We start from the raw sequence: 20,615 nt of genomic DNA on the forward strand, positions 1-20,615 counted from the left end.
GACGTGAAGTACGTGTTGCGTGTCTTCGATACCAGCGGTGCGGTTCAGACGCTCCGTATCGACAGCGATTCTTCCTCGACCGCGGCGTCGCTTGCGCGTGCGCGTGGCCTGCGGGTCGTCTCGGTACGCGCCGACGCGGGACGGCGGCGCCAGCGCAAGAGTTGGGCGGCGCTGCCCGGCGCCAGGTTCAACGTCGAACTGTTCGCGCGCGAGTTAGCGGCATTGCTCGATGCCGGCGTGGGTGTCGTCGATGCCTTGCGCACGCTCGGCGGCAACGAGCGCCGCGAGGGTTCGGCCCAGGTGTACCGCGATCTGTTGCGCCTGCTGGAAGAGGGCCAGTCGCTCTCGGCGGCGCTCGAGCACTTCAGCCACATTTTCCCCCCAGTGCTGGTGGCCTGCGTGAAAGCCAGCGAACAAACCGGCGGCCTCGCGGACAGCCTCACGCGTTACTCACGCAATAGCGCGATGCTTCACGAACTACGCGGGCGCGTCGTGTCGGCGGCGATCTATCCAACGGTCCTGCTGCTGGTGGGCGCAGCGGTCGTGCTGTTCCTGCTGGGTTTTGTCGTCCCCCGGTTCGCCACTTTGCTGGAGCACAGCGGGCGCGAGCTTCCGCTGCTGTCACGCCTGCTGATTGCCTGGGGCAGCATGGTGCACGCCAACGGAGCGGCGCTGGGGATAGGCCTCGCCGTGGTGTCGGTAGCGGCCGGCGTCGCGCTGCGCAGGCAGGCGGTGCGCAACTGGATCACCGATCGCATGCTCGCGCTGCCTGGCATCGGGCAACACTTCCGCGTGTTTCGCCAGTCACAGTTTTATCGCACGACCGCCATGCTGGTCGACGGCGGCATTCCCGCGGTGCGCGCATTCGATCTGGCGCACGGTCTGGTCGGCCGCGCGGACCAGACCGCGCTCGCGAACGCGCTGCAACAGGTGCGCAACGGCTCGAAGATCTCCGACGCCTTTCAGCAGGGCGGTCTTGCCAACCCGATTGCCTACCGGCTGCTGACCGTCGCGGAGAAGACCGGCGGCCTTGGGCCGGTGCTCGACAGAATCGCCGCGTTTCAGGAGGCGCAGGTGTCGCGCACGATCGACCTGATCTCGCGCCTCATCGAACCCGCGATGATGATTTTTATCGGCGTGGTGATCGGCGGCATTGTCGTGCTGATGTACATGCCGATCTTCGAAATCGCCTCGAGCATTCAATAGACCTCCGGGAGAAACGACGTGGATACCGTCAGCACGACTCCGGCCAGCCTCGATGCCGAACCGCGCGTCGATCTGCGCGACGCATTGCGAACGCTCGGTGAGCGGCATGGTTCCGGCATTCGTGCGCTGGAGGAATTGATGACGCAGACGGCGCTGAGCGCGGACGACATGTGCGCCCGGCTGGCGGCGCAATTCCGCATGAAGCCGATCAGCATGCGTGAGCTGAATCAGTACGAACCCGATTTCGACGTGATTCCATTTGTCGAAGCCACCACGCGTCTGTGCGTGTGCTTTCGCGACACGGACGGTGCAAGCGGCACGGACGCCACTCCCCGCAGCAGTAAGGGTCTGCTGTTCGTGATCGCCGATCCGCTCGATGCGCGCACGCGCGGCAGTGTCGAGCACCGCATGCGTTCCCGGCCGACCGTACCTTACCGCTGGGCGCTCGCGAGCGCCGGAGATATCAGCGCATATCTGGCCGTGCGCGAAAAAGACGTGCGGGCGATGGACTCGCTCGCGTTCGACGACCCGATCCAGAACGCAGTCGATCCGGCTTCACTCGCGTTGACGCTGCAGGGCATCAGCAGTGACGACAGCCCCGTGGTGCGGCTGCTCAACTCGACGATCTATGACGCGCTGAAGATGATGGCGAGCGACATTCACCTCGAATGCCGCGCCAACGGCCTGATGATCAAGTGCCGCGTGGACGGCGTGCTGACCGTGGTGGGCCGCGTCGAAGGCCGCGACGTCGCGGATCAGGTTCTGTCGCGCGTGAAGGTGATTTCCGAGCTCGATATCGCCGAGCGGCGCGTGCCTCAGGACGGGCGCTTCAAGGCGCAGTACGCAGGCCGCGATATCGACTTCCGCGTGTCGATCATGCCGAACCAGTTCGGCGAAGACGCAGTGCTGCGGATACTCGACCGCTATCAGCTGTCGCAAGCCTCCGGCGGTCTGACGCTCGAAGCCCTGGGTTTCCAGCAGGGCGATACGCGCTTCATGCGCTCGGTCGCGTCGATGCCCTACGGGATGCTGCTCGTGACCGGGCCGACCGGCAGCGGCAAGACGACCACGCTCTACGCGATTCTCACCGAGATCAACAACGGCCTCGAGAAGATCGTGACGATCGAGGACCCGGTCGAATATCAGCTCGGCGACATCCTGCAGATTCCGGTGAACGAGGCGAAGGGACTGACCTTCGCGCGCGGACTGCGCTCGATCTTGCGGCACGACCCGGACAAGATCATGGTCGGCGAAATCCGCGATTCGGAGACCGCGCAAATTGCCGTGCAGGCCGCACTGACCGGCCACCAGGTGTTCACCACCGTGCACGCGAACAACGTCTTCGACGTGATCGGCCGCTTCACCAACATGGAGGTCGATCCCTACAGCTTTGTGTCCGCGCTCAACGGCGTCGTCGCCCAGCGTCTGTTGCGGCAGTGCTGCCCGGATTGCACGGCCGATGACTCCGTCGACGCCGACACGCTGGTCCGCTCCGGCATCGAGCCCGATACCGCCGGCAGCTATCTGTTTCGTCGCGGCACGGGCTGCGCGGCCTGCCGCGGCAGCGGATACCGCGGACGCCGCGCGATCGCGGAAGCCTTGCGCATGAACGACGAGTTGCGCCAACTCCTGTCGGAGCGCGCCCCGCTTGGGGCGATCAAGGCGGCGGCGTTCCGCTACGGCATGCAGTCGCTGCGCGCCGCCGCGGTCGAGCTCGTGAAGCGCGGCGAAACGACTCTCGAGGAGATTAACCGTGTCACGATGGTTGAATAATCCGGTTGCGATCGGAGCGAGCACGCGAGAGATCGTTGTCGGTGCCCGTGTGCCCTGGTTGATACGCCTGCGCCGGCCGGCGCCCGCGTCGGCGTCGGTGCCCGCCGTCGAGCCTGCCAGCGTGGCGATTCCCGAAGAGTACTGCTGCACTGAAGCGGGCCTGCTCGATGCACTGCGCGCGGCGCTTGCCGCCACGCCTGCCACCGCCGATGCGATCACCGAAGCCGATGTTGGCGCCCAGCGCGCCGCCGCCCCCATTCCAGCCGCGAGTGCGCAAAAACGCAGCGCCTGCATGGTGCTGGACGACTTCTGGGGCAATCACGCGATCTTGCGCGGCGACTTCCGCACGCTGCGCGCCCGCGAACTCGAAGAGATCGTGCTGGCCCATTTCGCCGATACGTACGGGATCGCCGGCGAATCGCTGATCGTGCGTTTCAGCGTGCAGCGCGGCGGACGAGCGCTATTCGCGAGCGCGATGTCACGCGCGCTTCACGACAGCATCCACGACGTGAGCACGGCCGAACAGGTCGACATTAGCCGGCTGAGGCTCGGTCTTCCGGAGATGCTCAATCGTATCGACGCTTCAGCCGTGAGCGATGAAGGGCTGCTGCTGTTCGTCGCGGACGAGCTGATGCAGGCGGTCATGGTCGAACAGCACCGCTGGGTTGCGTACGACGCACAGCGCCTCTTTCCCGGCGATGCCGCCGACGCATCCCGGCTCGCCGAACTGGCGGAGCAATTGTTCGAGCGCTCCGCGACCCGCGCGAACCTGAAGCACGAAGACTGCAAGCTCTATCTGGTTGGAGCGGGCACGGAGCTGGAGCCGTTCGAAGCACGTTTCGCGGCGGCGGTCCAGCTCGCGCCGGCGGCGCACGCCTCGCGCGCGCATCGGCTGATGGAGTGTGCGCAATGATCCCGCGAATCCCACGACCCGGCCTGGAGCTCAGCCAGCGCCTCGATCTCGACTTCAGCCGGCGCCGCGCTCTGCCTCCGATGGGCGGCGTGATCCTGCTGTGCGTGGCCGCCGTGCTGGTGCTCGCAAGCGGCGTGCGGCTCTGGCATGTCCATGCGGTAAACGAGCGCGAAGAGGCGCAACTGGACGCGATCCGGCAGCAGGCCATCGCAAGCCGGCATGTCGTCAAGGCGCCGCTCACGCCGGCGGCGAAGCTCGCGGAAAAACAGAGTCAGTCGGTGCTGCGCGAACTGACCGTGCCCTGGCAGGACCTGTTCTCGATCGTCGAAGACTATCCGGATCACGATGTCGCGCTGATCGGCATCGATCAGAACCCCGCGCAAAGCCAGATCCGCATCACCGCCGAAGCGAAGAACTTCGACGCGATGATCGCGTACCTGAAGTATCTGCAGGGCAGTGTGCTGCTGCGCGAAGCCGTGCTCAACGATCACCTGATCGAGACAAACGTGCCCGGAAAACCGGTGCGTTTCCAGATCACTGCTGTCTGGAGGAAATCATGAAAGCAGACCAGTTGCAGGACAGGCTGTTGACGTTGCGCTTCGAGTTGCAGCGCACGTTCGGCCTGCCGGGACTGCTCGGCGCGCTGCTGATCGGTGCGGCGGCCATCGTGACCGTCTCCGCGCCTGGCGTCGAATCCGGCGCGCACGACGCGCTGGTTCCCGCACGAACGGCGCGAACGGCAGGCGCGCAACACGCCACTCACGAACGCAGCGCGGTGGCGGATGCGGTCGCGCTCGATACCTTGCCGGCACTATTCCCCGGTTTCACGCAGAGCGCGGACGACATCGCGGTGATCTTCGCGCAGGCTCACGAGAGCAATCTGACGCTCGGCTCCGCCGAATATCAGGTGACGACTGAAGCGGGAGCACCCTTTACGCGGTATCAGGTGCTGCTGCCTGTCAAGGATCAGTACAGCGCGATCCGCCGGTTTCTGGCCGCAGTCCTGAACAATGTGCCCAATGCGGCCCTGCAGGCGATCCACGTCGAGCGGCCTGCCGTCGACGGCAACATACTCGATGCGCGAGTCCGCTTCGAGTTGATCTACCGGACTGCGCAGCCATGAATTCCGCTCTCGTCAAACCCGTGCTGCTGACGATCTGCGGGATCGCCGCCGCCAGCATCGGCTATCGCGCGCAGATCGCTGCGCCCCAGACGCCAATGGCGTTAGCCGCGCTCCACGGCCAGCGGCTCGACGACTGGCGCGCGCAGCCGGCGTCCATGCGTTTGCGGCCCGCATCATCAACTGCGCCCACGGCCACTCATGCGGCGGCGCCGGCGCCCGGTTCCGCACCGCACACGAGCGCTGCCCACGCAACACCGGCAAGCGCGCCGACGCCGCACGCCAGGCTGGTTTCCCTACGCGCGCCGCTGTCCGTCGAGTCGAACAACAATCCGTTCGCCGCCTCCTCATGGCTTCCGCCACCGCCGCCGGTCGAGGTGCCGGTCGTGCCCGAGGTACGCGCGCCAGCACCCACGGCGCCGCCAGTGCCGTTCACTTACCTGGGTGAGCTGGACGCGAAAGCGGCGAAGCCGCAGATTTTTCTCAGCAACGGCGACCAGTTGCTGGTCGTTTCACCGGGGGATGTCGTCGACAACCAATACCGAATCGAGTCGGTGTCGGAGTCCGACGTGGTGCTGACCTATCTGCCGCTTAACCAGACTCAGGCTGTATCCATTCCAAGAGAGGCAAAGTAAATGACAACCTCACGCAACGGGGATGCGAGCCGCAAAGGGGACAGCGGCCCATCGATCCATCTCTCGCCCCCGGTGCCGTGCTGTACGCCGCGCCTCGCCGGCTGGGAGGGCTCTGCGGGTATGACGCGACGCGCGCTTGCGCTCGCCGTCTCCATGCTTGCCCTCAGCAGTTGCATGCATATTCCGACCCGGCAGGAGGCCCCGACCGACGCCGAGTTGAAACTCAACTATCTGAACGACCGCAACGCCCAGGTCAACGCGCTGCTCGACCAGGCCGACGAGTTCCGCAAGAGCTACCAGTTCGACGCGGCAATCCAGAAGCTCTATGCGGCCAGCCAGATCGATCCGACCAGCGAACGCGGCCGCAAGATCGGCGCACTGATCGACCAGGACCGGCGGGACCTCACCACGCTGCAGGAAGCCGACCGCATGATGCAGCGCGGCTCGTATGGACCGGCGGCCGACCGCGTGCACCGCGTGCTGCTGACGAATCCGACCAGCACGCTGGCGTTGCAGTTGCAAAAGGAAATCGACGACAAGATTCACGAGCAGCGCATGAACAAGGAAGAGCAGCTCGCCGAATCGTCGATCATGCGCACGCCGGTCTCGCTGCAGTTTCGCGACGCCAACGTACGCATGGTGTTCGAAGCGTTGTCGCGCACCTCGGGATTGAACGTTATTTTCGACCGTGACGTTCGTGCGGACCTGAAGACGACCATCTTCGTGACGAACGCCTCGCTGAAGGACACGGTCGACATGATCCTGATGCAGAACCAGCTCGACAAGAAGCAGCTCAACGCGAACACGCTGTTCATCTACCCGGCAACGCCCGCCAAGCAGCTCGAGTATCAGGAATTGAAGGTACGGACCTTCCAGTTGTCGAACGTCGAAGCCAAGCAGATCCAGTCACTGCTCAAGAGCCTCCTGAAAATCAAGGAGGTGGTGATCGACGAGCGCGCGAATACCGTGACGATCCGCGGCACCCCGGACACCATCAAGGTGGCGCAGGAGATGATTGCCGCCCAGGACCTGCCGGAGCCCGAGGTGATGCTCGAAGTCGAGGTGCTGGAAGTCTCGCACGAGCGCCTGTCCGATCTCGGGATCGAATGGCCGAACTCGTTCACGATGTCCACCCCGTCCACTGCGGACACATGGGGCGCGTTGCACCATCTTCCGCTCAACGCGTTCAATGTCAGCGGCCTGTCCGCGACGGCGAACTTCAAGCTCACCGATACCGACGCGAATCTGCTGGCGAGCCCGCGCATCCGCACACGCAATAAGGAGAAGGCCCGCATCCTGATCGGCGACAAGCTGCCGGTGATTTCGAGTTCCAGCACACCCAGCACGAGCGGTCCGTCGTACACACAGATGATTCAGTACATCGACGTCGGCATCAAACTCGAAGTGGAACCGCAGGTCTATCGGGATGGCGATGTCGGCATGAAACTGAATCTCGAAGTGAGCAACATCACCAAGACGATCCAGAGCGGCAATTCGCAGACCGGCCTGAGCTCGCTGGCCTATCAGATAGGAACGCGCAGTGCCTCGACAAGCCTGCGCCTGAAGGACGGCGAGAGCCAGATTCTCGGCGGCCTGATCTCGGACGAGGACCGCCGCTCGGCGGACAAGGTGCCGGGTCTCGGACAATTGCCCGTGCTTGGGCGCCTGTTCTCGGATCACAACGGCGACCATACGAAGACCGAGATCGTGTTGCAGATCACGCCGCAAATCGTACGGCCGCAACTCTCCGCGGATGTGGACACGCAGGAAGTCTGGTCCGGCACCGACGTCAACGTGCACGCCGACCAGCTTCGGCTCGATCCCGTCATGGCCGCCGCCGCGGTGCCAGGCGCACCGGCCGCGAAGCCGCTGCCGGGCAGCGTAGGTGGGGGCACGACGAGCGCCAGGGCCGCACAGTCGGGCGCGGGGGCAAGCAGTTCAACCCCGGGGCCCGCGACCGGATCGTTTGGGCAACTGCCTCCGCCGCAGCGCACGACGCCGCCGCCCTTGCCCTACGGGGGTCGCTTTGCGCCGACGCCGACCGCGCCACCGCCAACGCCGGCACCGGCCGCGCCAACTCCCAATGCGCAGCAAGCAGCGGAGCAAAGCGCGGGCGACGCGGAGCAGGGCGGTGGGGCAAATGCGGCAGCCGCGGCACCGCCGCCCGCGCCCCCACCGGCACCCGCAGCGCCGCCGTCCCCGCCGCCGATTCTGCAGATGCCGCCGGGTGACATGCCGAGCGATAACCCGCTTCGCTCGATTCAGAACGGGTACTGAGCCGTGGCCAAACCGGGGAACACTGTCCGCCTGCGTGGCGCAAGCCAGTTCGATCAGCGTGGCTTCACGCTGATCGAACTGGTGATCACGCTCGCGCTCGTGTCCATCCTCGCGCTTGCGGTCATGCCGTTCTCCGAACTGATCGTGCAGCGCCAGAAGGAGCAGCAGTTGAGCAGCGCGCTGCGCGAAATCCGCACGGCGCTCGACGCCTACAAGGAATCGAGCGATATGGGTCTGATCGACAAGGAGGCGGAGGCATCCGGCTATCCGCCGTCGCTGACCATACTCGTGACAGGCGTGCCTAATGCGAAAGATCCGCAAGGCAGCCTGCTGATGTTCCTTCGCCACGTGCCGCGCGATCCGTTCTTCATCGGCGACGCGGACACGCCGGCGGAAGACACGTGGAACGTGCGCGCCTATGGGATACCGCCGGACGGCACCGATGCCGGCACGGCACTCGTCAATGACCGGACCGGCAAGGACGTGTTCGACGTATCGTCGAAATCCGAGCGGACCGGCATCAACGGCGTTCCGTACAAACAATGGTGACGGTGCAACATGAAAACCGCTCGTACGCTCAGATCCCGTGGCTTTACGCTGATCGAACTGGTTGTGGTGATGGCGATCATCGGCCTGCTCCTGTCGATCGCCTTGCCTCGCTATATGCACAGCATTGAACGCGGCAAGGAGCAGGTACGGCAGCAGAACGTCGCGGTGATGCGCGATGCGATCGACAAATATTATGGCGACAACGGCCAGTATCCGGACACGCTCGATGAACTGGTGGCGAAGCATTATCTGCGCTCGGTACCGGTCGACCCGGTGAACGGCGACGACAAATGGGCCGTGATCGCCTCGCCCGACGACTCCAAGACCGGCGTCTACGACGTCGCGCCCGCGAGCAGTCCGCAAGGGCGGGTGGCGGATGCGGAAGGGGCGGTCAAGTGAGTCTCCGCGCGTGCCGGGCGGGGGGCTGCGTACGCCGCGTACGGGCTGCAAGGCAGAGAATCGCGCCATGCCCTGCGCGGCAGCGCGGGCTCGTGATGCTGGCGCTTCTGATTGCGCTGATGCTCATGTCGATCGCGCTGGCGGGCGCGCTCGACGTCTGGTCGCTGGAGCGGCGTCGCGAGCAGGAGAAGCAGCTGCTGTTCGTCGGCGATCAATACCGGCAAGCGATCGCGCGCTATTACCGCGTCGGCCGCGCGTACCCGACGTCGGTCGACGATCTGATGAACGACACGCGCTTTGCGGTGCCGATGCATCATCTGCGGCAGGCCTATCCGGATCCGGTCACCGGCAAGACCGATTGGCAGTTCCTGCTGCAGGGCGATCGCATTTTTGGTGTCTATAGCAGCTCGGGCGCGCAGACGATCAAGCGCACGGGATTTCCGCTGCGTTACGTGGAGTTCGAGAAGGAAGAGACTTACGGCGGGTGGCGATTCGTGTATCTGGCGCCAGGGCTGCGCAACACGCCCGCCAGCGTGACAAACGACGCGACTTCGGCACCCCGGTTGCCGGTGCTGAACCTTAACCCTCAGAATGACGTGGGCGGTTTTTCGATGGGACGGCTTCGATAATGTGCCGGCGGTGTGCGCTACTTCGCGGGAGAACTTACCGCAAATGCGGAGGCGGTAAATTCGGTTCGGGCCGGCCGCGGCCCTAAGCACGCCGCATCCCTTGCGTGTCAGCGTCACGCGTTCCGGGACTGCCTGTTCGGCATCGCGGCGATCGCCGGGCACAAACATTGCGGACAGGCACAGCGCTTGCTGACGACTGTGACAATTTGATGGACCTGCGTGCGCAAGCACACATATTAACGAAACGCGAAGTGCCTTAATGGCTCGGGTTGGAGGCGCTCCAGTTCTGTCCGTTCATCTGACCATCTGACGGGCAGACGCATGGCGTTCAATGCACGCTCCGCTACAACTGGCCGTCACCGCCGCGTGGGAGGCGATTCGTCAATCAACGTGCCCCGCCAAAGCCAAATACAAATCCAGACTATGAACAGCTTCGACACGACACTCCTGACCATCGCGACACAAGGTGCAATGCGCTCGGAGACGCTCAGCCACGCAGTCAGGCTCGTCGCGGACTTCTACCTGTTCAAGGGTGTTCTGCCACTCGCCATGCTGTGCGCCATCTGGTTCGACACGAGCGAGCGCAGGCAGTGGCAACGGGAAATGGTGGTTGCCACGATCCTGAGCGGTGTGCTGGCCCTTTTCGTTGGCCGGATTCTCGCTTCCTGGTTGCCCTTCCGCGAGAGGCCGCTCTACGATCCCACGCTGCACCTGACATTTCCGATCGCGCCCACGCCGGAAGCGGTTCTTCGAACCTGGAGTTCCTTTCCCAGCGACCATGCCATGATATGGGCCGCCGTCGCGATGGGCATCTTTCTCGTCTCCCGATGGATGGGCGTGCTCGCGCTGCTGCAATGCATCGTTCTTATCTGTTTTCCGCGCGTTTATCTGGGCTTGCACTACCCGAGCGACGTTCTGGCAGGCCTGATCCTCGGCGTTTGCGTGACCTGCGTTGTCACGCGCAGACCGGTCATGGAGCTATTTGCGCCGGCCATCGTGCGGCTGATCGACAGGTATCCGAGAGTGTCGTATGCCGGCCTGTTCGTTGTTCTGTTCGAACTCGCGACCATGTTCGATGAACCACGCATCCTCGCGCAATCTATCGTTCGGCATGTTATCCACGGCTAAGGTCCGTCGATGCTCCGCCAGCGCTTTAATGCACCCGTGCTTTGAGAACTACGCCGAGTCGGTTTTTATCACCTTTTTACTTGGCGCCGGGATTGGGATCGCTACAATAGCCGCAACCTCAAACCGGGAACGGGTGTCATGAATAACCGATGTCGTCGACCGTCGAATAACCTCACTGCCTGACCGGCAGGACGTCCGCGTGCCCATTCTCCCAGCCGCCGTCTTGCCAGCAGGCAGACGGTGCGCGCCGCAGTAACCTTCCGTGCATCTTGTTTAGCGCCACCTGAATGCCGGGTTCGCCCGCGTTCGGAGGGGCGTGCCTGCGCGGGCACACAATTCATTCAGATTTTTTTGGCAAATCGGATTTGTATACTTAGCAATCCGTATTGTTATACGCATCAACGTCGCTCTATGCATTCCTTAGAGGTCCATCATGTTTGAAATGAACAAGAACTATACACGCGAGTACATCCACACTGTCTGCGGCGGCAGCAAGCAGGCTTTTCTCCCAACGAAGAATGGCAAGGTCGTAGCGGCCTGCCTGCGGCCCGATCTCAACCCGCAAGCGCCTGACATCATCATCTGCAACGGCGGTGCGGCAGCGCGTGCCGCTGGAAAAGCGCTCGCAAGGCAGGGCGGGGCGATCCCTGTTTTCATCAAGCTCGAAACTGATTCGTTTCGCTACGTGGGTCATTTTTCCGTCAGCGAATCACTGACCGCGCCGCTTGACTGCGCGCCGTATGCGCAAAACAGCAGCTTCACCGTTGGGCAAGTTGCGCGCGTCATCAAGATGAACCGCTGCTAGCTTGCGCACGCCTGGTGGAGGGGTGGCCGGTCGCGCCTCTCCACTTTTAGAAATTTTTTATGCGGTTGCTGACAGAATCTAATGATCAAATAAGTGGGGCGCGTGATGCTTCGGTTGAGATTTCGTCAATTCAAGGACGCGACAGAAGGTGTGGACGCAACGGGTGGGTACAGACGCATCATCGTTGCCCGTCAGAATCAGCGCCGCTGGTGTTTCAGGCTGGCTGTCACCGCGAGCATGATCGCCTTGCTGGCAATGAGCCTGGGTTTTGCCAAGGTCGGGATCGCTGTCTATATCGCGGCCATCCTGCCATTCGCATTTTTCTCGTAGGCGGTTGATGCAAGCGCTTTTAGGAACACGCCGAGGTGTATGGGATGCGAGAACCGCGCGAAGCGCAGAGATCGCTCATACGCCAAGGATGCGTTTTTACGAGCGCTTGCGTCAGCGTTGCTAGCCCCACCTGCGCCGCGTCAACTCTCATCGCGCACCTTCAAATACACTCTTCGAGCAATACAATGAGGCGGTGCTCAATGCTGTCCGGAATGTGACGCAAGCGGGTAGCGGGCTTGCGACGCGCGACGGCCAGACACCTGGCCAGGAAATCGCACTGACGAAGCCGCTCGACGGAGGCTGCCAGGCCGACCCGCCTGTTGAATTGCAACCGCGTTGAATCTTGCCGCCGCGCATTCCAGCCCAACGAGGAACTGACATGACCAAGCTTCGCAGTCTTATAGCAGCCTGTCTGGTGGTTCTACTCGCTGCCTGCGCCAGTCTGCCGTCACAGACTGGCAGGACGCCGAGCTATGCGCTTCAGAGTTCCGAAACGACGCGCCTCGGCATGGTCTTCGCGCCTCAGGAGAAACAGCACCCGGACAGCAGCGCGTTTCATCTGCTGCCGGACGCCCAGGATGCCATTGTGGCTCGCGTCATGCTCGCCGAAACGGCGGATCGCACGCTCGACCTGCAGTACTACATCTGGCACGACGATCTGACGGGACGCGAACTGGCGGCCGCGTTGCTCAGGGCAGCCGACCGTGGCGTGAGAGTGCGCGTGCTGCTCGACGATCTGGGGACCAACGCCGACGATCAGGTTCTGCTCGCGATCAGCTCACACCCTAACGTCGAAATACGGCTATTCAACCCGGTCGCGAGCCGCACCTTCAAAAAGCTGGCGTCCGCCGTCGAGTTTTCCCGGGTCAATCGCCGCATGCACAACAAGGCGATGATTGCGGATAACGAAGGCGCGATCCTGGGTGGACGGAACATCGGCGACGAATACTTCGGGGCGTCGAGTGAAGTGACGTTCGGGGACCTGGATGTACTCGTGCATGGGCCGATTGTCCGGGACGTCTCCCATGCCTTCGACGAGTTCTGGAATGCCGATTCGGCCTATCCCATCGACAGTCTGATGGGGCATCGCGCAGACCCGGCCGCTCTCGCCGACTACCGCGCAAAACTGGACCAATACGTCGCATCGCAGCACAACTCACCCTACATTGTGCAGGCGCGGCAACGGCTGGCTCAGGCCATGGCAGGGCCTCATGACGACTATTCCTGGGGCAAAGCCATCCTGCTCTACGACGATCCGTCCAAAGTCACACGCTCACCGAAAGACCGGCAGGGCCATCTCATGACCCAATTCTGGGCGCTGGATCTTGAACCCAAGCAGCAGATGCTGATCGTCTCGCCGTATTTCGTTCCCGGAAAACAGGGGGTGGCGTGGATACGCAAGCAGACTGACGGCGGCGTGCGCGTCACGGTGCTGACGAACTCGCTGGCGGCGACCGACGTCAGTGCCGTGCATGCGGGATATCAACGCTACCGGAAAGATCTGCTCGCCGCGGGCGTCCATCTCTACGAGCTCAAGCCGGTTGCAACAGAAGGGGCAACGGAGAAGCAACTCATCTTCGGTTCTTCAAAAGCATCGTTGCACGCGAAAACGTATGTATTCGACCGCCAAACCATTTTCATTGGTTCGATGAACTTTGATCCGCGCTCGAGCACCCTCAACACGGAAATCGGCGTGCTTTGCGAGAGTCCGGCAGCGGCCAGGCAGGTGGTCGACGGCGTCGAGCCGGAACTGGATCGGATCGCCTGGCGAGTCGAGCAACGCACGGATGCAAACGGCAGCACCCGGATCGTCTGGATAGAAACGGCCGCGGACGGAACGACGAAAGAACTCGATGCGGAACCCGGCGTATCGGGCATGCGGCTCACCACGATCTGGTTCTTGAGCCTGTTGCCGATCGAATCGCAGCTATGAGGGCGACGGCGTCCCGCTGGTTGCGGGACGAGCGCGGGCCATGCCGCCTCAACCCGCACTACGCACCCAGTTGCCCCCATGCGCCGCGGCCTGCGCAGCGGGCGAGGTGGCGAGATAGGCCAGCGCCTGTTCAGTGGAGCCCTCGTGGTGCGGCGTATAGCGCGGGTTGAAATAGCGCAGCGCCGCCGCGATCATTTTCCAGAACGACGGCAGGCAACGGCGCCGCGCCCCGGCACGCCAGCCGAGAATGAAGCCCCGATACTTGCCGGCGCCGGAATCGCGCTCGTGCATGAAGCGCGCGCCGCGCGTCAGAAAATACAGCAGAAGCATCACGGTCGACAGCATATGGAAGCAGCGTTCGAAGTACGTGCCGCCCATATGCCGGAAAATGTCGAACGCTACCGTGCGATGCTCGACTTCTTCTGCGCCGTGCCAGCGCAGCAGGTCGAGCATGGTGGGGTCGGCGTTAGCCACATCGAGTCCGTCGGCATTGAGCACCCAGTTGCCGAGGTAACCGAAAAAGTGCTCCAGCGCGGCGATGACACCCAGCTGCTGGCGCAGCCAGAAGCGCGTTTTGCCGATCTTCAGCCCGAAGGGCTGTTCGCCGAGCACTTTGCCAAACAGCCAGTCGAGTTGCCTGGTGAAAGGCTGCGTATCGATGCCGTGGGCCTTGTAGTAGTGCGTGAGCACACCGCCGTGTGAGCGCGAATGCACCGCTTCCTGGCGGAGAAAGCCCTCCGCATCGTCGCGCAACGCCGGGTTGGTAATCAGCGGCAGCGCCTTGTTATAGACGCGGCAGAACCATAGTTCGCCGGCGGGGAACAGCAGGTTCAGCACGTTGATGATGTGCGTGCTCGACGGGTCGCCCGGAATCCACTGGATCGGCGTCTGGCTCCAGTCGAACTTCACGTGGCGTGCCTTGATCTTGTATGGGGTTGAGTCTTGCGTCATAACGGTCTCCGGCGTCCGGGCGGTGGGGTCAATGCGGCTCGCTCAGTGCGTGCTCAACGCAGGCTCAGTGCGGGATCATGCTGATGCGAGCGATCACGCGGCCCAGCCAGGGCATGTAGCGCGAGATAAACCGCATGGAATGCGCCTCGACGCCGATGGCAACGACAGGCTTGTTCTGCAATACCGCGCGCAGCGCGGCTTTCGCTACCGTCTCCGGTTGCAGGCCGCGCATTTGATAAAGCCTGGTGGCTTTCTGGCGCATGCGATCCTGGTCCTGCGCGCTGGCGCCGACGTACTGCGTGGCCGCCATGATTCCCGTCTCGGCGAACCCGGGGCAGATTGCGCTGACACCGATCCCTCGACCGGCGAGTTCTCCGCGCATGCACTCGCTGAGCATCAGCACGGCGGCTTTGGTGGTCGCGTAGGCGGGCAGGTCGCGCGAAGGGGCGAAGGCCGCGGCTGACGCCGTGTTGATGATGTGACCGCCATTGCCGCGCTTGACCATCTGTTGGGCGAACAGGCGTGAGCCGTGAATCACGCCCCACAGGTTGACGTGAAGGATGCGTTCCCAGTCGCGCGCCGATGTATCGAGCACGCCGCCCGCCATGCCGATGCCCGCGTTGTTGACCACGATGTCCGCGCCGCCGAGTTCGGTGCCGACCCAGCCGGCCAGCGCTTCCATCTGCTCGGCATTGCCGACGTCGGTCTTGCGCGCATACGCCTGCTGGCCTAACAACCGGACCAGTGTCGCGGTACGCTCGGCGGCGGCGGAGTCGATATCGACCGCCACCACCGCCGCGCCCTGTCTGGCGAATTCCAGTGCAATGCATCGTCCGATGCCGCTGCCCGCGCCGGTCACGACCGCGAGCTTGCCGCTGAGGGGTTTGCGTTCCGAGTGCATGCGGGCGCGTTGCAGCGTCTCAGGTTCGTCGCCGCCTTCGGTGTGCTCGACCAGTTCGTGCACCATCCGGGCCATCTGCTCGGGGTGGGTGAGGGGTACCCAGTGGCGTGCGGTCAGTTCACGGCGCCAGTACCTCGGCACCCATCGGGAGAGGTCTTCGGAGAGCGCCGGGCTGACGTATTTGTCGAGCGTCGGCACGATCACCTGGACCGGCGCATGCGCGTAACGCCTGCGCGGCGTGAACAGGCAGCGGATGAAATTGGCGCGGTACAGGGATACGCCGCGCACGCCGTCGCGCGTTTGCGTCGGACGAGGCATGAGGTGGGTCTTTTCCACGCGACGCAGCACACGCGGCCACGCGCGGCCGAGCCATAGGCGCCAGGTCAATCCCGGCAGCAACGGCAGGTGGAACATCAGCACGTACCAGGAGCGCACCAGCTGGCCCAATAGCTTGCCGATCGAGCGCGGCGTGGGGCGCATCAACCGCGCCCGTATCCAGTAAGCGACATGGTCGAGGCACGGCCCCGAGCACGACGTGTACGAAGCAATGCGCCCACGCAGACGCTCGTCGGTGACGAACTCCCATCCCTGGATCGAACCCCAGTCGTGCGCCACCAGATGAACGGCGCGATCGGGGCTCACGGCATTGATCACGGCGATGAAATCGTCGGTCAGTTTTCCTAAGCGATAGGCGTTCATGCGGGTGGGGGCAGTGGATTGCCCTGCGCCGCGGACATCGTAGGCCACCACGTGGAAATCGTGTGCCAGCAAACCCGCCAGGGCGTCCCAGACTTCGCTGTTGTCGGGGTAGCCATGCACGAGCATCACCGTCGGTCGCGTGGGGTCGCCCCATGCTCTGGCGGCGAGCGTCACGTCGCCCGAGTGCACCTTGAAGTCGGTGCGCCGCATGGCGGGCGGCGCATCGAACGATGCCTCGGGTTGTGCCTCGGGTTGTACCTCGTCTTGCGAGGACGGTACGGGTTCGGTCAAAAGGTCCATGCGCGCCCCCGTCATGCCGCCGCCAACACGCGTCCGCGTTGCGCCCAGCGGCGCACATGCGGCAGATCGTCGTCGAGCCAGTAGGCGTCGTCGTCGGTGATGACCAGCAGCTCTTCGAACTTGGCGCCCACGCCCTGAAAGCCAAGATGCGGCTCGACGGCCCACAGGCCGGGCGTCGGCGCATGATCGGAGCGGCGATCGATCGACCACAACGGCGACCAGCCTTCCTTGCGGCCCGCGCTCACCTGGTCGAGGACCAGATTGCGCGTGGCGTTCAGGCCAAAACGCGCCACGAAGCGCGGCTTGGCGGGGTTGTGCAGCTTCGCGACACGATGCGCGAGCACCTTGAACGGATAGGCTTTGTGACGCGGCTCCACGCCCTGTTTCCTGCACAACTGGTCGACCGCGCGCGCCACGTCGGCCAGCGTGTGCCGTTGCTTCACCATGCTGACGATCAGTTCGCGGTGTTCGGCGAGGTCGTCTTTCAGCTGCTCGAGAATCGGATTCGTGCCGACACAGGTCGCGTAGCCGACATCGGCGATCACTCCATTCAGCACGGGCGCCACGTCGAGAATGACCGGCATGTCTGCTTCCAGGCGGCGCGAACCTGGGAAGAAGGCCAGGTTGAAGCCGGCCATGTGCGAGAGCCCGGAAAACCCTTCGAAGGCGGTACGGTCGCCAAACCAGGCGAAGGGTTTGTGCAGCCAGTCGCGCACGCCGTGATCCTGCAGCCACTCGGTCAACAGGCGGGCGGCGTCTTTCTCCGTCATACCCGGCCGCAGCATCTCGCCGACGCTCTCGACGCAGTGGTAGGCCAGTTGCTGAACTTCACGGAATTGCCCCAATTCGTCCACGTTGACGTGTGGAATGGCCTTCTCACCCATACTGCCTCCCAATATCCTGTCCGGCGGACGTGCGGCGGCCCGCCATGATGACATTTTTTATTGTTACATTGAATGATGTAACGATTGGATGCTACACGATGAGAAAGACCAGTCCACTGGTTGTTTCCCTGGTGGGGTGGGCGAGAATGCGCGGGCGTTAAGACGCGCGTTGCCGGAGAACGGGCGTCGTAGCGCGCAATGGGATCGTGTGAATGCCGGGAGGCCGATTTCCCGTGGGCGGCTGGGCTCAGCCGGTCAGTTCGGAGAGCAGGCTGGCGAGGCGGGCAATGCGCTTGCGGTACAGGGGAGCTTGCGGGGAATCTTCCAGATGCTTGACGCGATCGCGCCAGTAGGTCGGCGGAAACGGCTTTTGTTGCGCGAGGGCGATCACGCGTTCCAGATGGACAAGCTCGCGTTCGAAAATGGCGTGGTGCATCGTTTCAATTCCCCGGAGATGGCCGTGCGGCCCATTGGCGAAGGCCAGGTCGTCGCTGCCTCCCTGCGCGAGAGGCGACGACGGCCGAGCCTGCAGCGGTCAGCCTGGTACATAGCCAGACCAATCTCGCCAAGCCGGTGTCGAACAACGCAGCGATCTTCTCTACGGAAGAATTCAGCCGCCACGTGTCGGCACACGACAGTCACTACGACTACAACAACAGCACAGCCCCTCTCGGTCTGCTACCACCAACGCAGTATCGCTGGTGTCGATCGGCGCTTCGTCTCTGGTTCGTATAACTAATCGAACGGCCGCGATCATTAACGGCGGCCCACGGGCATCGTTGCCGGTGATCCGGAAACAAACGCAACGTTACCGGACATCGATGTTTCGAACTCTTTGCGGCGCGCGATCTTTTTTTGGTCTCTCAGGCTCCCCGGATGATCGGTCGGGTTCATTACTCGATTCGGGCATTGCTACCGCCTGTCCAGACTTTTTCCCAGGCGATGAGCAATACCTACTAAACAGAGCAATAGTCATGCCAATTCGAGATAACGCGCGGGGCGGGGATCCTTGAATATTTACGGCATCGGAATGGACGATATCGTCCACATTTTTCTAAAAAAATGGACGTTATTGTCCACATGGCCGTATCTCGCATATTGAATGGGCGCTTCCGTCCACAAGGGGAACGCGTTCGACCAGGAAGCAGGGGAAATGCCAGGTGGGGAGGGTGGCGGGACCATCCGGCGCGGCGAGCGGGCGCCGGATGTAGAGCAGGAGTGAAGCGGGGCGGTTACGACTGGAGACTGACCTTGCTGTAAGTCAGCCGGCTGGGGCGAACCTTCATGCGCACCAGTGATACGAGGAAGCTGAACCCGGCCTGATTCGGATCGATCACCGGCACAAAGCCGCCCAGCGCCTCGGTGAGCAACGTCGAGACGCGGCTTGCAACGTCCACGAAACCGGTGCACCCGAGCAGAATGGCTTGCGCGCCGTCCTCCTTGATTGCCTTGAGCGCCGCTTCGAACGTGCGGACAATCACGGTGTCGATGTCGCTGAGCTGCGAGACAGGGCAATCGATCGCACGGATCGACGCGAACGTGTCCTCGATGCCATAAGTCTGCGGATGGCCACGTTGCATCGCGAGGGTGCTCTGCAGGATCGTGATGATCGAGAACCGCTGGCTGAGCGCGAGGGCCGTGAACGCCGCCGCCGGAAAACCGCCGATGATCGGAATGTCGATCACCTCACGCGCGGCTTCAACGCCGCACATATCGAAGTCGGTCAGCCAGATGCCGTCGAACCCGTCGTTGGCAATCGCCTGCGCCAGTTCGACCACCGGCATGCCGTTCTGCAGCCAGTTAGTGCGGTTTTCGATATCGGCGTGCCCTTGCGTGATATTGCGAATCTCGACCTGCACGTCCGGCGGCACCACCGGCGCGACCGCCTTCAGGATGCGGTCGTTGTATTGCGATGTGTTGACGGGCACCAGCACACAGATGCGAAGCGGGGCGCTCAAGATGCGTCTCCCTTGTGCATGGACTGAAGCGAATGGAGTGACTCCAGCGGCACATACGGCCCGAGATAGCCGAGCGAGTTCAGCAGTTGCATGAAGCTGTCCAGGTTCAGACCGGGCTTGCGCAATTCGGCTTCGGCACGCCACGCAATCAGTGTCACCGGGCGTTTGCCGATCGCCGGATTGAGCGTTCCGTCGGCTTGCACCAGATCTCCGTTACTGAAGATCGACTGGCCCTCGCCACCCACGTAGTACGCGACGCTGTCCGGCGACAACACGATCGGCTGCGGGCGCTCGCTGTCCCACGCAAGCAGCGACTCGTTCTGGTACATCACCGTGTAGGTGTGTTGGCCGGCCTGAATGCGAACCTTGCCGAGGTCGAAACCGCCGCTCGTATCGACTTCGGCCGAGACCAGTTCGCCGGGCTCCGAAATCGCCCGCGCGGCCAGCCCGCAGTGCTCGGCCAGATAGCCGATCATCTGCCGGGCGCTGCCGATCCGCCCGGCCTGCACCGCACGCCCGAGCTCGAGCGCGCGCGTCAGCGTGCCGCGAATCGGCGTGGCGCGCCCGATGTCGGAGGGTTGCATGACCCACATCGCGAGGCCGCCGAACTGGCCGAACTCGGGATCGGCGACGACCGGCCGCATCATCTGCTCGACGATCGCCGACACGTCGCGTTGATGCGTCGTGCCGCCTTGATTGCCCACGCGCGGCGTCACGTCGAGTTCGACGCACAATCCGCCCTGGCTCACGAGGAACGCCGGGCGCGGATCGATCTCCGCGGCCGCGAAGGTGAGCATCGGCAGCGAGGGCACGGCGCGACCGGCGCCATCCGCGTCAATGACCGCGAGGCCGAGCTTCGCCGCCACGAGCACCGCCACGGTGAAGCCCAGCGCGCCGCTTTCCGGCGGCATCACATAGGCAAGCCGGGTGGGCTTCAGATCGAGCCGGTCCTGCCCGTTCTTCGCGGCCGTCACGGGACCAAGCGGGTAGGTGGCTGTATTGATCGCTTCAGGCGCGCCGAGGTAGGCGACCATGACCGCCGCGCCTTCGGTGGCTTCTTCGACCGACACGACCTTGACCGTGTCGGTCGGATAGTAGTCGCCGGCTACAAAATGCGCGGCCAGATGCCGCGCGGATTCGATCGTGCCCCCGCCGCCGCTGCCAAAGAACGCTGCGCCCAGCAGCAGCGGTTCCAGATCTTCCCGGTGTAACTCATAGGCCATTT

20 protein-coding genes are annotated in these 20,615 nt (G+C 63.5%); 14 read left to right on the forward strand and 6 right to left on the reverse strand.

The genetic code is table 11. The features are described 5' to 3' along the window. The first annotated feature begins 3 nt into the window (after nucleotides 1-3). The 14 genes from A6V37_RS33395 to A6V37_RS33460 all read left to right on the forward strand — a co-directional run bounded on the left by A6V37_RS33395 (nucleotide 4) and on the right by A6V37_RS33460 (nucleotide 13,697). Nucleotides 4-1,206: a type II secretion system F family protein gene (locus A6V37_RS33395; RefSeq protein ID WP_064267912.1), complete on the forward strand. Its 1,203-nt coding sequence runs from the start codon at nucleotides 4-6 to the stop codon at nucleotides 1,204-1,206. 18 nt (nucleotides 1,207-1,224) lie between these two features. Then, the gene (locus tag A6V37_RS33400; protein ID WP_064286785.1) at nucleotides 1,225-2,979 is read left to right on the forward strand and encodes a GspE/PulE family protein; all 1,755 of its coding nucleotides are present in this window, start codon (nucleotides 1,225-1,227) and stop codon (nucleotides 2,977-2,979) included. Further along, on the forward strand, nucleotides 2,960-3,892 hold the full coding sequence (locus A6V37_RS33405) for a hypothetical protein (protein WP_064267914.1): 933 nt from the start codon (nucleotides 2,960-2,962) through the stop codon (nucleotides 3,890-3,892). Before A6V37_RS33400 ends, A6V37_RS33405 begins: the two co-directional genes overlap by 20 nt. Beyond that, complete coding sequence (locus tag A6V37_RS33410) at nucleotides 3,889-4,452, forward strand: hypothetical protein (protein WP_064267915.1); 564 nt, start codon at nucleotides 3,889-3,891, stop codon at nucleotides 4,450-4,452. The genes A6V37_RS33405 and A6V37_RS33410 overlap by 4 nt, the downstream gene beginning before the upstream one ends. After that, complete coding sequence (locus A6V37_RS33415; protein ID WP_064267916.1) at nucleotides 4,449-5,015, forward strand: hypothetical protein; 567 nt, start codon at nucleotides 4,449-4,451, stop codon at nucleotides 5,013-5,015. The genes A6V37_RS33410 and A6V37_RS33415 overlap by 4 nt, the downstream gene beginning before the upstream one ends. Further along, complete coding sequence (locus A6V37_RS33420) at nucleotides 5,012-5,647, forward strand: hypothetical protein (RefSeq protein ID WP_064267917.1); 636 nt, start codon at nucleotides 5,012-5,014, stop codon at nucleotides 5,645-5,647. The genes A6V37_RS33415 and A6V37_RS33420 overlap by 4 nt, the downstream gene beginning before the upstream one ends. After that, the gene (locus tag A6V37_RS33425) at nucleotides 5,648-7,924 is read left to right on the forward strand and encodes a secretin N-terminal domain-containing protein (RefSeq protein ID WP_064286786.1); all 2,277 of its coding nucleotides are present in this window, start codon (nucleotides 5,648-5,650) and stop codon (nucleotides 7,922-7,924) included. 3 nt (nucleotides 7,925-7,927) lie between these two features. Next, nucleotides 7,928-8,473 (forward strand): type II secretion system protein, encoded by a 546-nt coding sequence (locus tag A6V37_RS33430; RefSeq protein WP_064267919.1) that lies wholly within the window; start codon nucleotides 7,928-7,930, stop codon nucleotides 8,471-8,473. A 9-nt stretch (nucleotides 8,474-8,482) separates the two neighbouring features. Next, nucleotides 8,483-8,872, forward strand: coding sequence for a type IV pilin protein (locus A6V37_RS33435; protein WP_064267920.1), 390 nt, complete (start codon nucleotides 8,483-8,485; stop codon nucleotides 8,870-8,872). Between the two features lie 95 nt (nucleotides 8,873-8,967). Beyond that, complete coding sequence (locus A6V37_RS33440) at nucleotides 8,968-9,501, forward strand: type II secretion system protein (protein ID WP_100249385.1); 534 nt, start codon at nucleotides 8,968-8,970, stop codon at nucleotides 9,499-9,501. A gap of 423 nt (nucleotides 9,502-9,924) precedes the next feature. Beyond that, complete coding sequence (locus tag A6V37_RS33445) at nucleotides 9,925-10,629, forward strand: phosphatase PAP2 family protein (RefSeq protein WP_064267921.1); 705 nt, start codon at nucleotides 9,925-9,927, stop codon at nucleotides 10,627-10,629. A 433-nt stretch (nucleotides 10,630-11,062) separates the two neighbouring features. Next, nucleotides 11,063-11,434, forward strand: a complete 372-nt coding sequence (locus A6V37_RS33450; RefSeq protein WP_064267922.1) for a DUF6697 family protein — start codon at nucleotides 11,063-11,065, stop codon at nucleotides 11,432-11,434. Between the two features lie 93 nt (nucleotides 11,435-11,527). After that, nucleotides 11,528-11,764 carry a hypothetical protein gene (locus tag A6V37_RS33455; protein ID WP_242665800.1) on the forward strand — a complete coding sequence of 79 codons (237 nt, stop codon included), beginning with the start codon at nucleotides 11,528-11,530 and terminating at the stop codon, nucleotides 11,762-11,764. A 379-nt stretch (nucleotides 11,765-12,143) separates the two neighbouring features. Continuing rightward, nucleotides 12,144-13,697: a phospholipase D family protein gene (locus A6V37_RS33460; protein WP_064286787.1), complete on the forward strand. Its 1,554-nt coding sequence runs from the start codon at nucleotides 12,144-12,146 to the stop codon at nucleotides 13,695-13,697. Nucleotides 13,698-13,745: 48 nt separating this feature from the next. Here A6V37_RS33460 and A6V37_RS33465 read toward each other — a convergent pair whose 3' ends face one another. The 6 genes from A6V37_RS33465 to A6V37_RS33490 form a co-directional block, all read right to left on the reverse strand. After that, the gene (locus tag A6V37_RS33465; RefSeq protein WP_064267925.1) at nucleotides 13,746-14,648 is read right to left on the reverse strand and encodes a metal-dependent hydrolase; all 903 of its coding nucleotides are present in this window, start codon (nucleotides 14,646-14,648) and stop codon (nucleotides 13,746-13,748) included. A gap of 64 nt (nucleotides 14,649-14,712) precedes the next feature. Then, nucleotides 14,713-16,458, reverse strand: a complete 1,746-nt coding sequence (locus tag A6V37_RS33470; RefSeq protein ID WP_064286798.1) for an SDR family oxidoreductase — start codon at nucleotides 16,456-16,458, stop codon at nucleotides 14,713-14,715. A 101-nt stretch (nucleotides 16,459-16,559) separates the two neighbouring features. Then, a complete protein-coding gene (locus tag A6V37_RS33475) occupies nucleotides 16,560-17,432 on the reverse strand; it encodes a M24 family metallopeptidase (RefSeq protein WP_064267926.1) in 873 nt (290 codons plus the stop codon). A 247-nt stretch (nucleotides 17,433-17,679) separates the two neighbouring features. Further along, nucleotides 17,680-17,868: a hypothetical protein gene (locus A6V37_RS33480; RefSeq protein WP_064267927.1), complete on the reverse strand. Its 189-nt coding sequence runs from the start codon at nucleotides 17,866-17,868 to the stop codon at nucleotides 17,680-17,682. A gap of 796 nt (nucleotides 17,869-18,664) precedes the next feature. Next, nucleotides 18,665-19,390: an aspartate/glutamate racemase family protein gene (locus A6V37_RS33485; protein WP_064286788.1), complete on the reverse strand. Its 726-nt coding sequence runs from the start codon at nucleotides 19,388-19,390 to the stop codon at nucleotides 18,665-18,667. Next, nucleotides 19,387-20,613 carry a DUF917 domain-containing protein gene (locus tag A6V37_RS33490; RefSeq protein ID WP_064286789.1) on the reverse strand — a complete coding sequence of 409 codons (1,227 nt, stop codon included), beginning with the start codon at nucleotides 20,611-20,613 and terminating at the stop codon, nucleotides 19,387-19,389. Before A6V37_RS33490 ends, A6V37_RS33485 begins: the two co-directional genes overlap by 4 nt. Between the last annotated feature and the right edge of the window lie 2 nt (nucleotides 20,614-20,615).

The sequence above is a fragment of the Paraburkholderia ginsengiterrae genome (assembly GCF_001645125.1).
GTDB lineage: Bacteria > Pseudomonadota > Gammaproteobacteria > Burkholderiales > Burkholderiaceae > Paraburkholderia > Paraburkholderia ginsengiterrae.

Excerpts from the sequence above, each read along its gene's own strand:
- A6V37_RS33410 (WP_064267915.1), top strand. The coding sequence starts at position 3,889 with ATGATCCCGCGAATCCCACGACCCGGCCTGGAGCTCAGCCAGCGCCTC.
- A6V37_RS33415 (WP_064267916.1), top strand. The coding sequence starts at position 4,449 with ATGAAAGCAGACCAGTTGCAGGACAGGCTGTTGACGTTGCGCTTCGAG.
- A6V37_RS33420 (WP_064267917.1), top strand. The coding sequence starts at position 5,012 with ATGAATTCCGCTCTCGTCAAACCCGTGCTGCTGACGATCTGCGGGATC.
- A6V37_RS33425 (WP_064286786.1), top strand. The coding sequence starts at position 5,648 with ATGACAACCTCACGCAACGGGGATGCGAGCCGCAAAGGGGACAGCGGC.
- A6V37_RS33435 (WP_064267920.1), top strand. The coding sequence starts at position 8,483 with ATGAAAACCGCTCGTACGCTCAGATCCCGTGGCTTTACGCTGATCGAA.
- A6V37_RS33440 (WP_100249385.1), top strand. The coding sequence starts at position 8,968 with ATGCTGGCGCTTCTGATTGCGCTGATGCTCATGTCGATCGCGCTGGCG.
- A6V37_RS33445 (WP_064267921.1), top strand. The coding sequence starts at position 9,925 with ATGAACAGCTTCGACACGACACTCCTGACCATCGCGACACAAGGTGCA.
- A6V37_RS33450 (WP_064267922.1), top strand. The coding sequence starts at position 11,063 with ATGTTTGAAATGAACAAGAACTATACACGCGAGTACATCCACACTGTC.
- A6V37_RS33460 (WP_064286787.1), top strand. The coding sequence starts at position 12,144 with ATGACCAAGCTTCGCAGTCTTATAGCAGCCTGTCTGGTGGTTCTACTC.
- A6V37_RS33465 (WP_064267925.1), bottom strand. The coding sequence starts at position 14,648 with ATGACGCAAGACTCAACCCCATACAAGATCAAGGCACGCCACGTGAAG.
- A6V37_RS33470 (WP_064286798.1), bottom strand. The coding sequence starts at position 16,458 with ATGCGGCGCACCGACTTCAAGGTGCACTCGGGCGACGTGACGCTCGCC.
- A6V37_RS33475 (WP_064267926.1), bottom strand. The coding sequence starts at position 17,432 with ATGGGTGAGAAGGCCATTCCACACGTCAACGTGGACGAATTGGGGCAA.
- A6V37_RS33480 (WP_064267927.1), bottom strand. The coding sequence starts at position 17,868 with ATGCACCACGCCATTTTCGAACGCGAGCTTGTCCATCTGGAACGCGTG.
- A6V37_RS33490 (WP_064286789.1), bottom strand. The coding sequence starts at position 20,613 with ATGGCCTATGAGTTACACCGGGAAGATCTGGAACCGCTGCTGCTGGGC.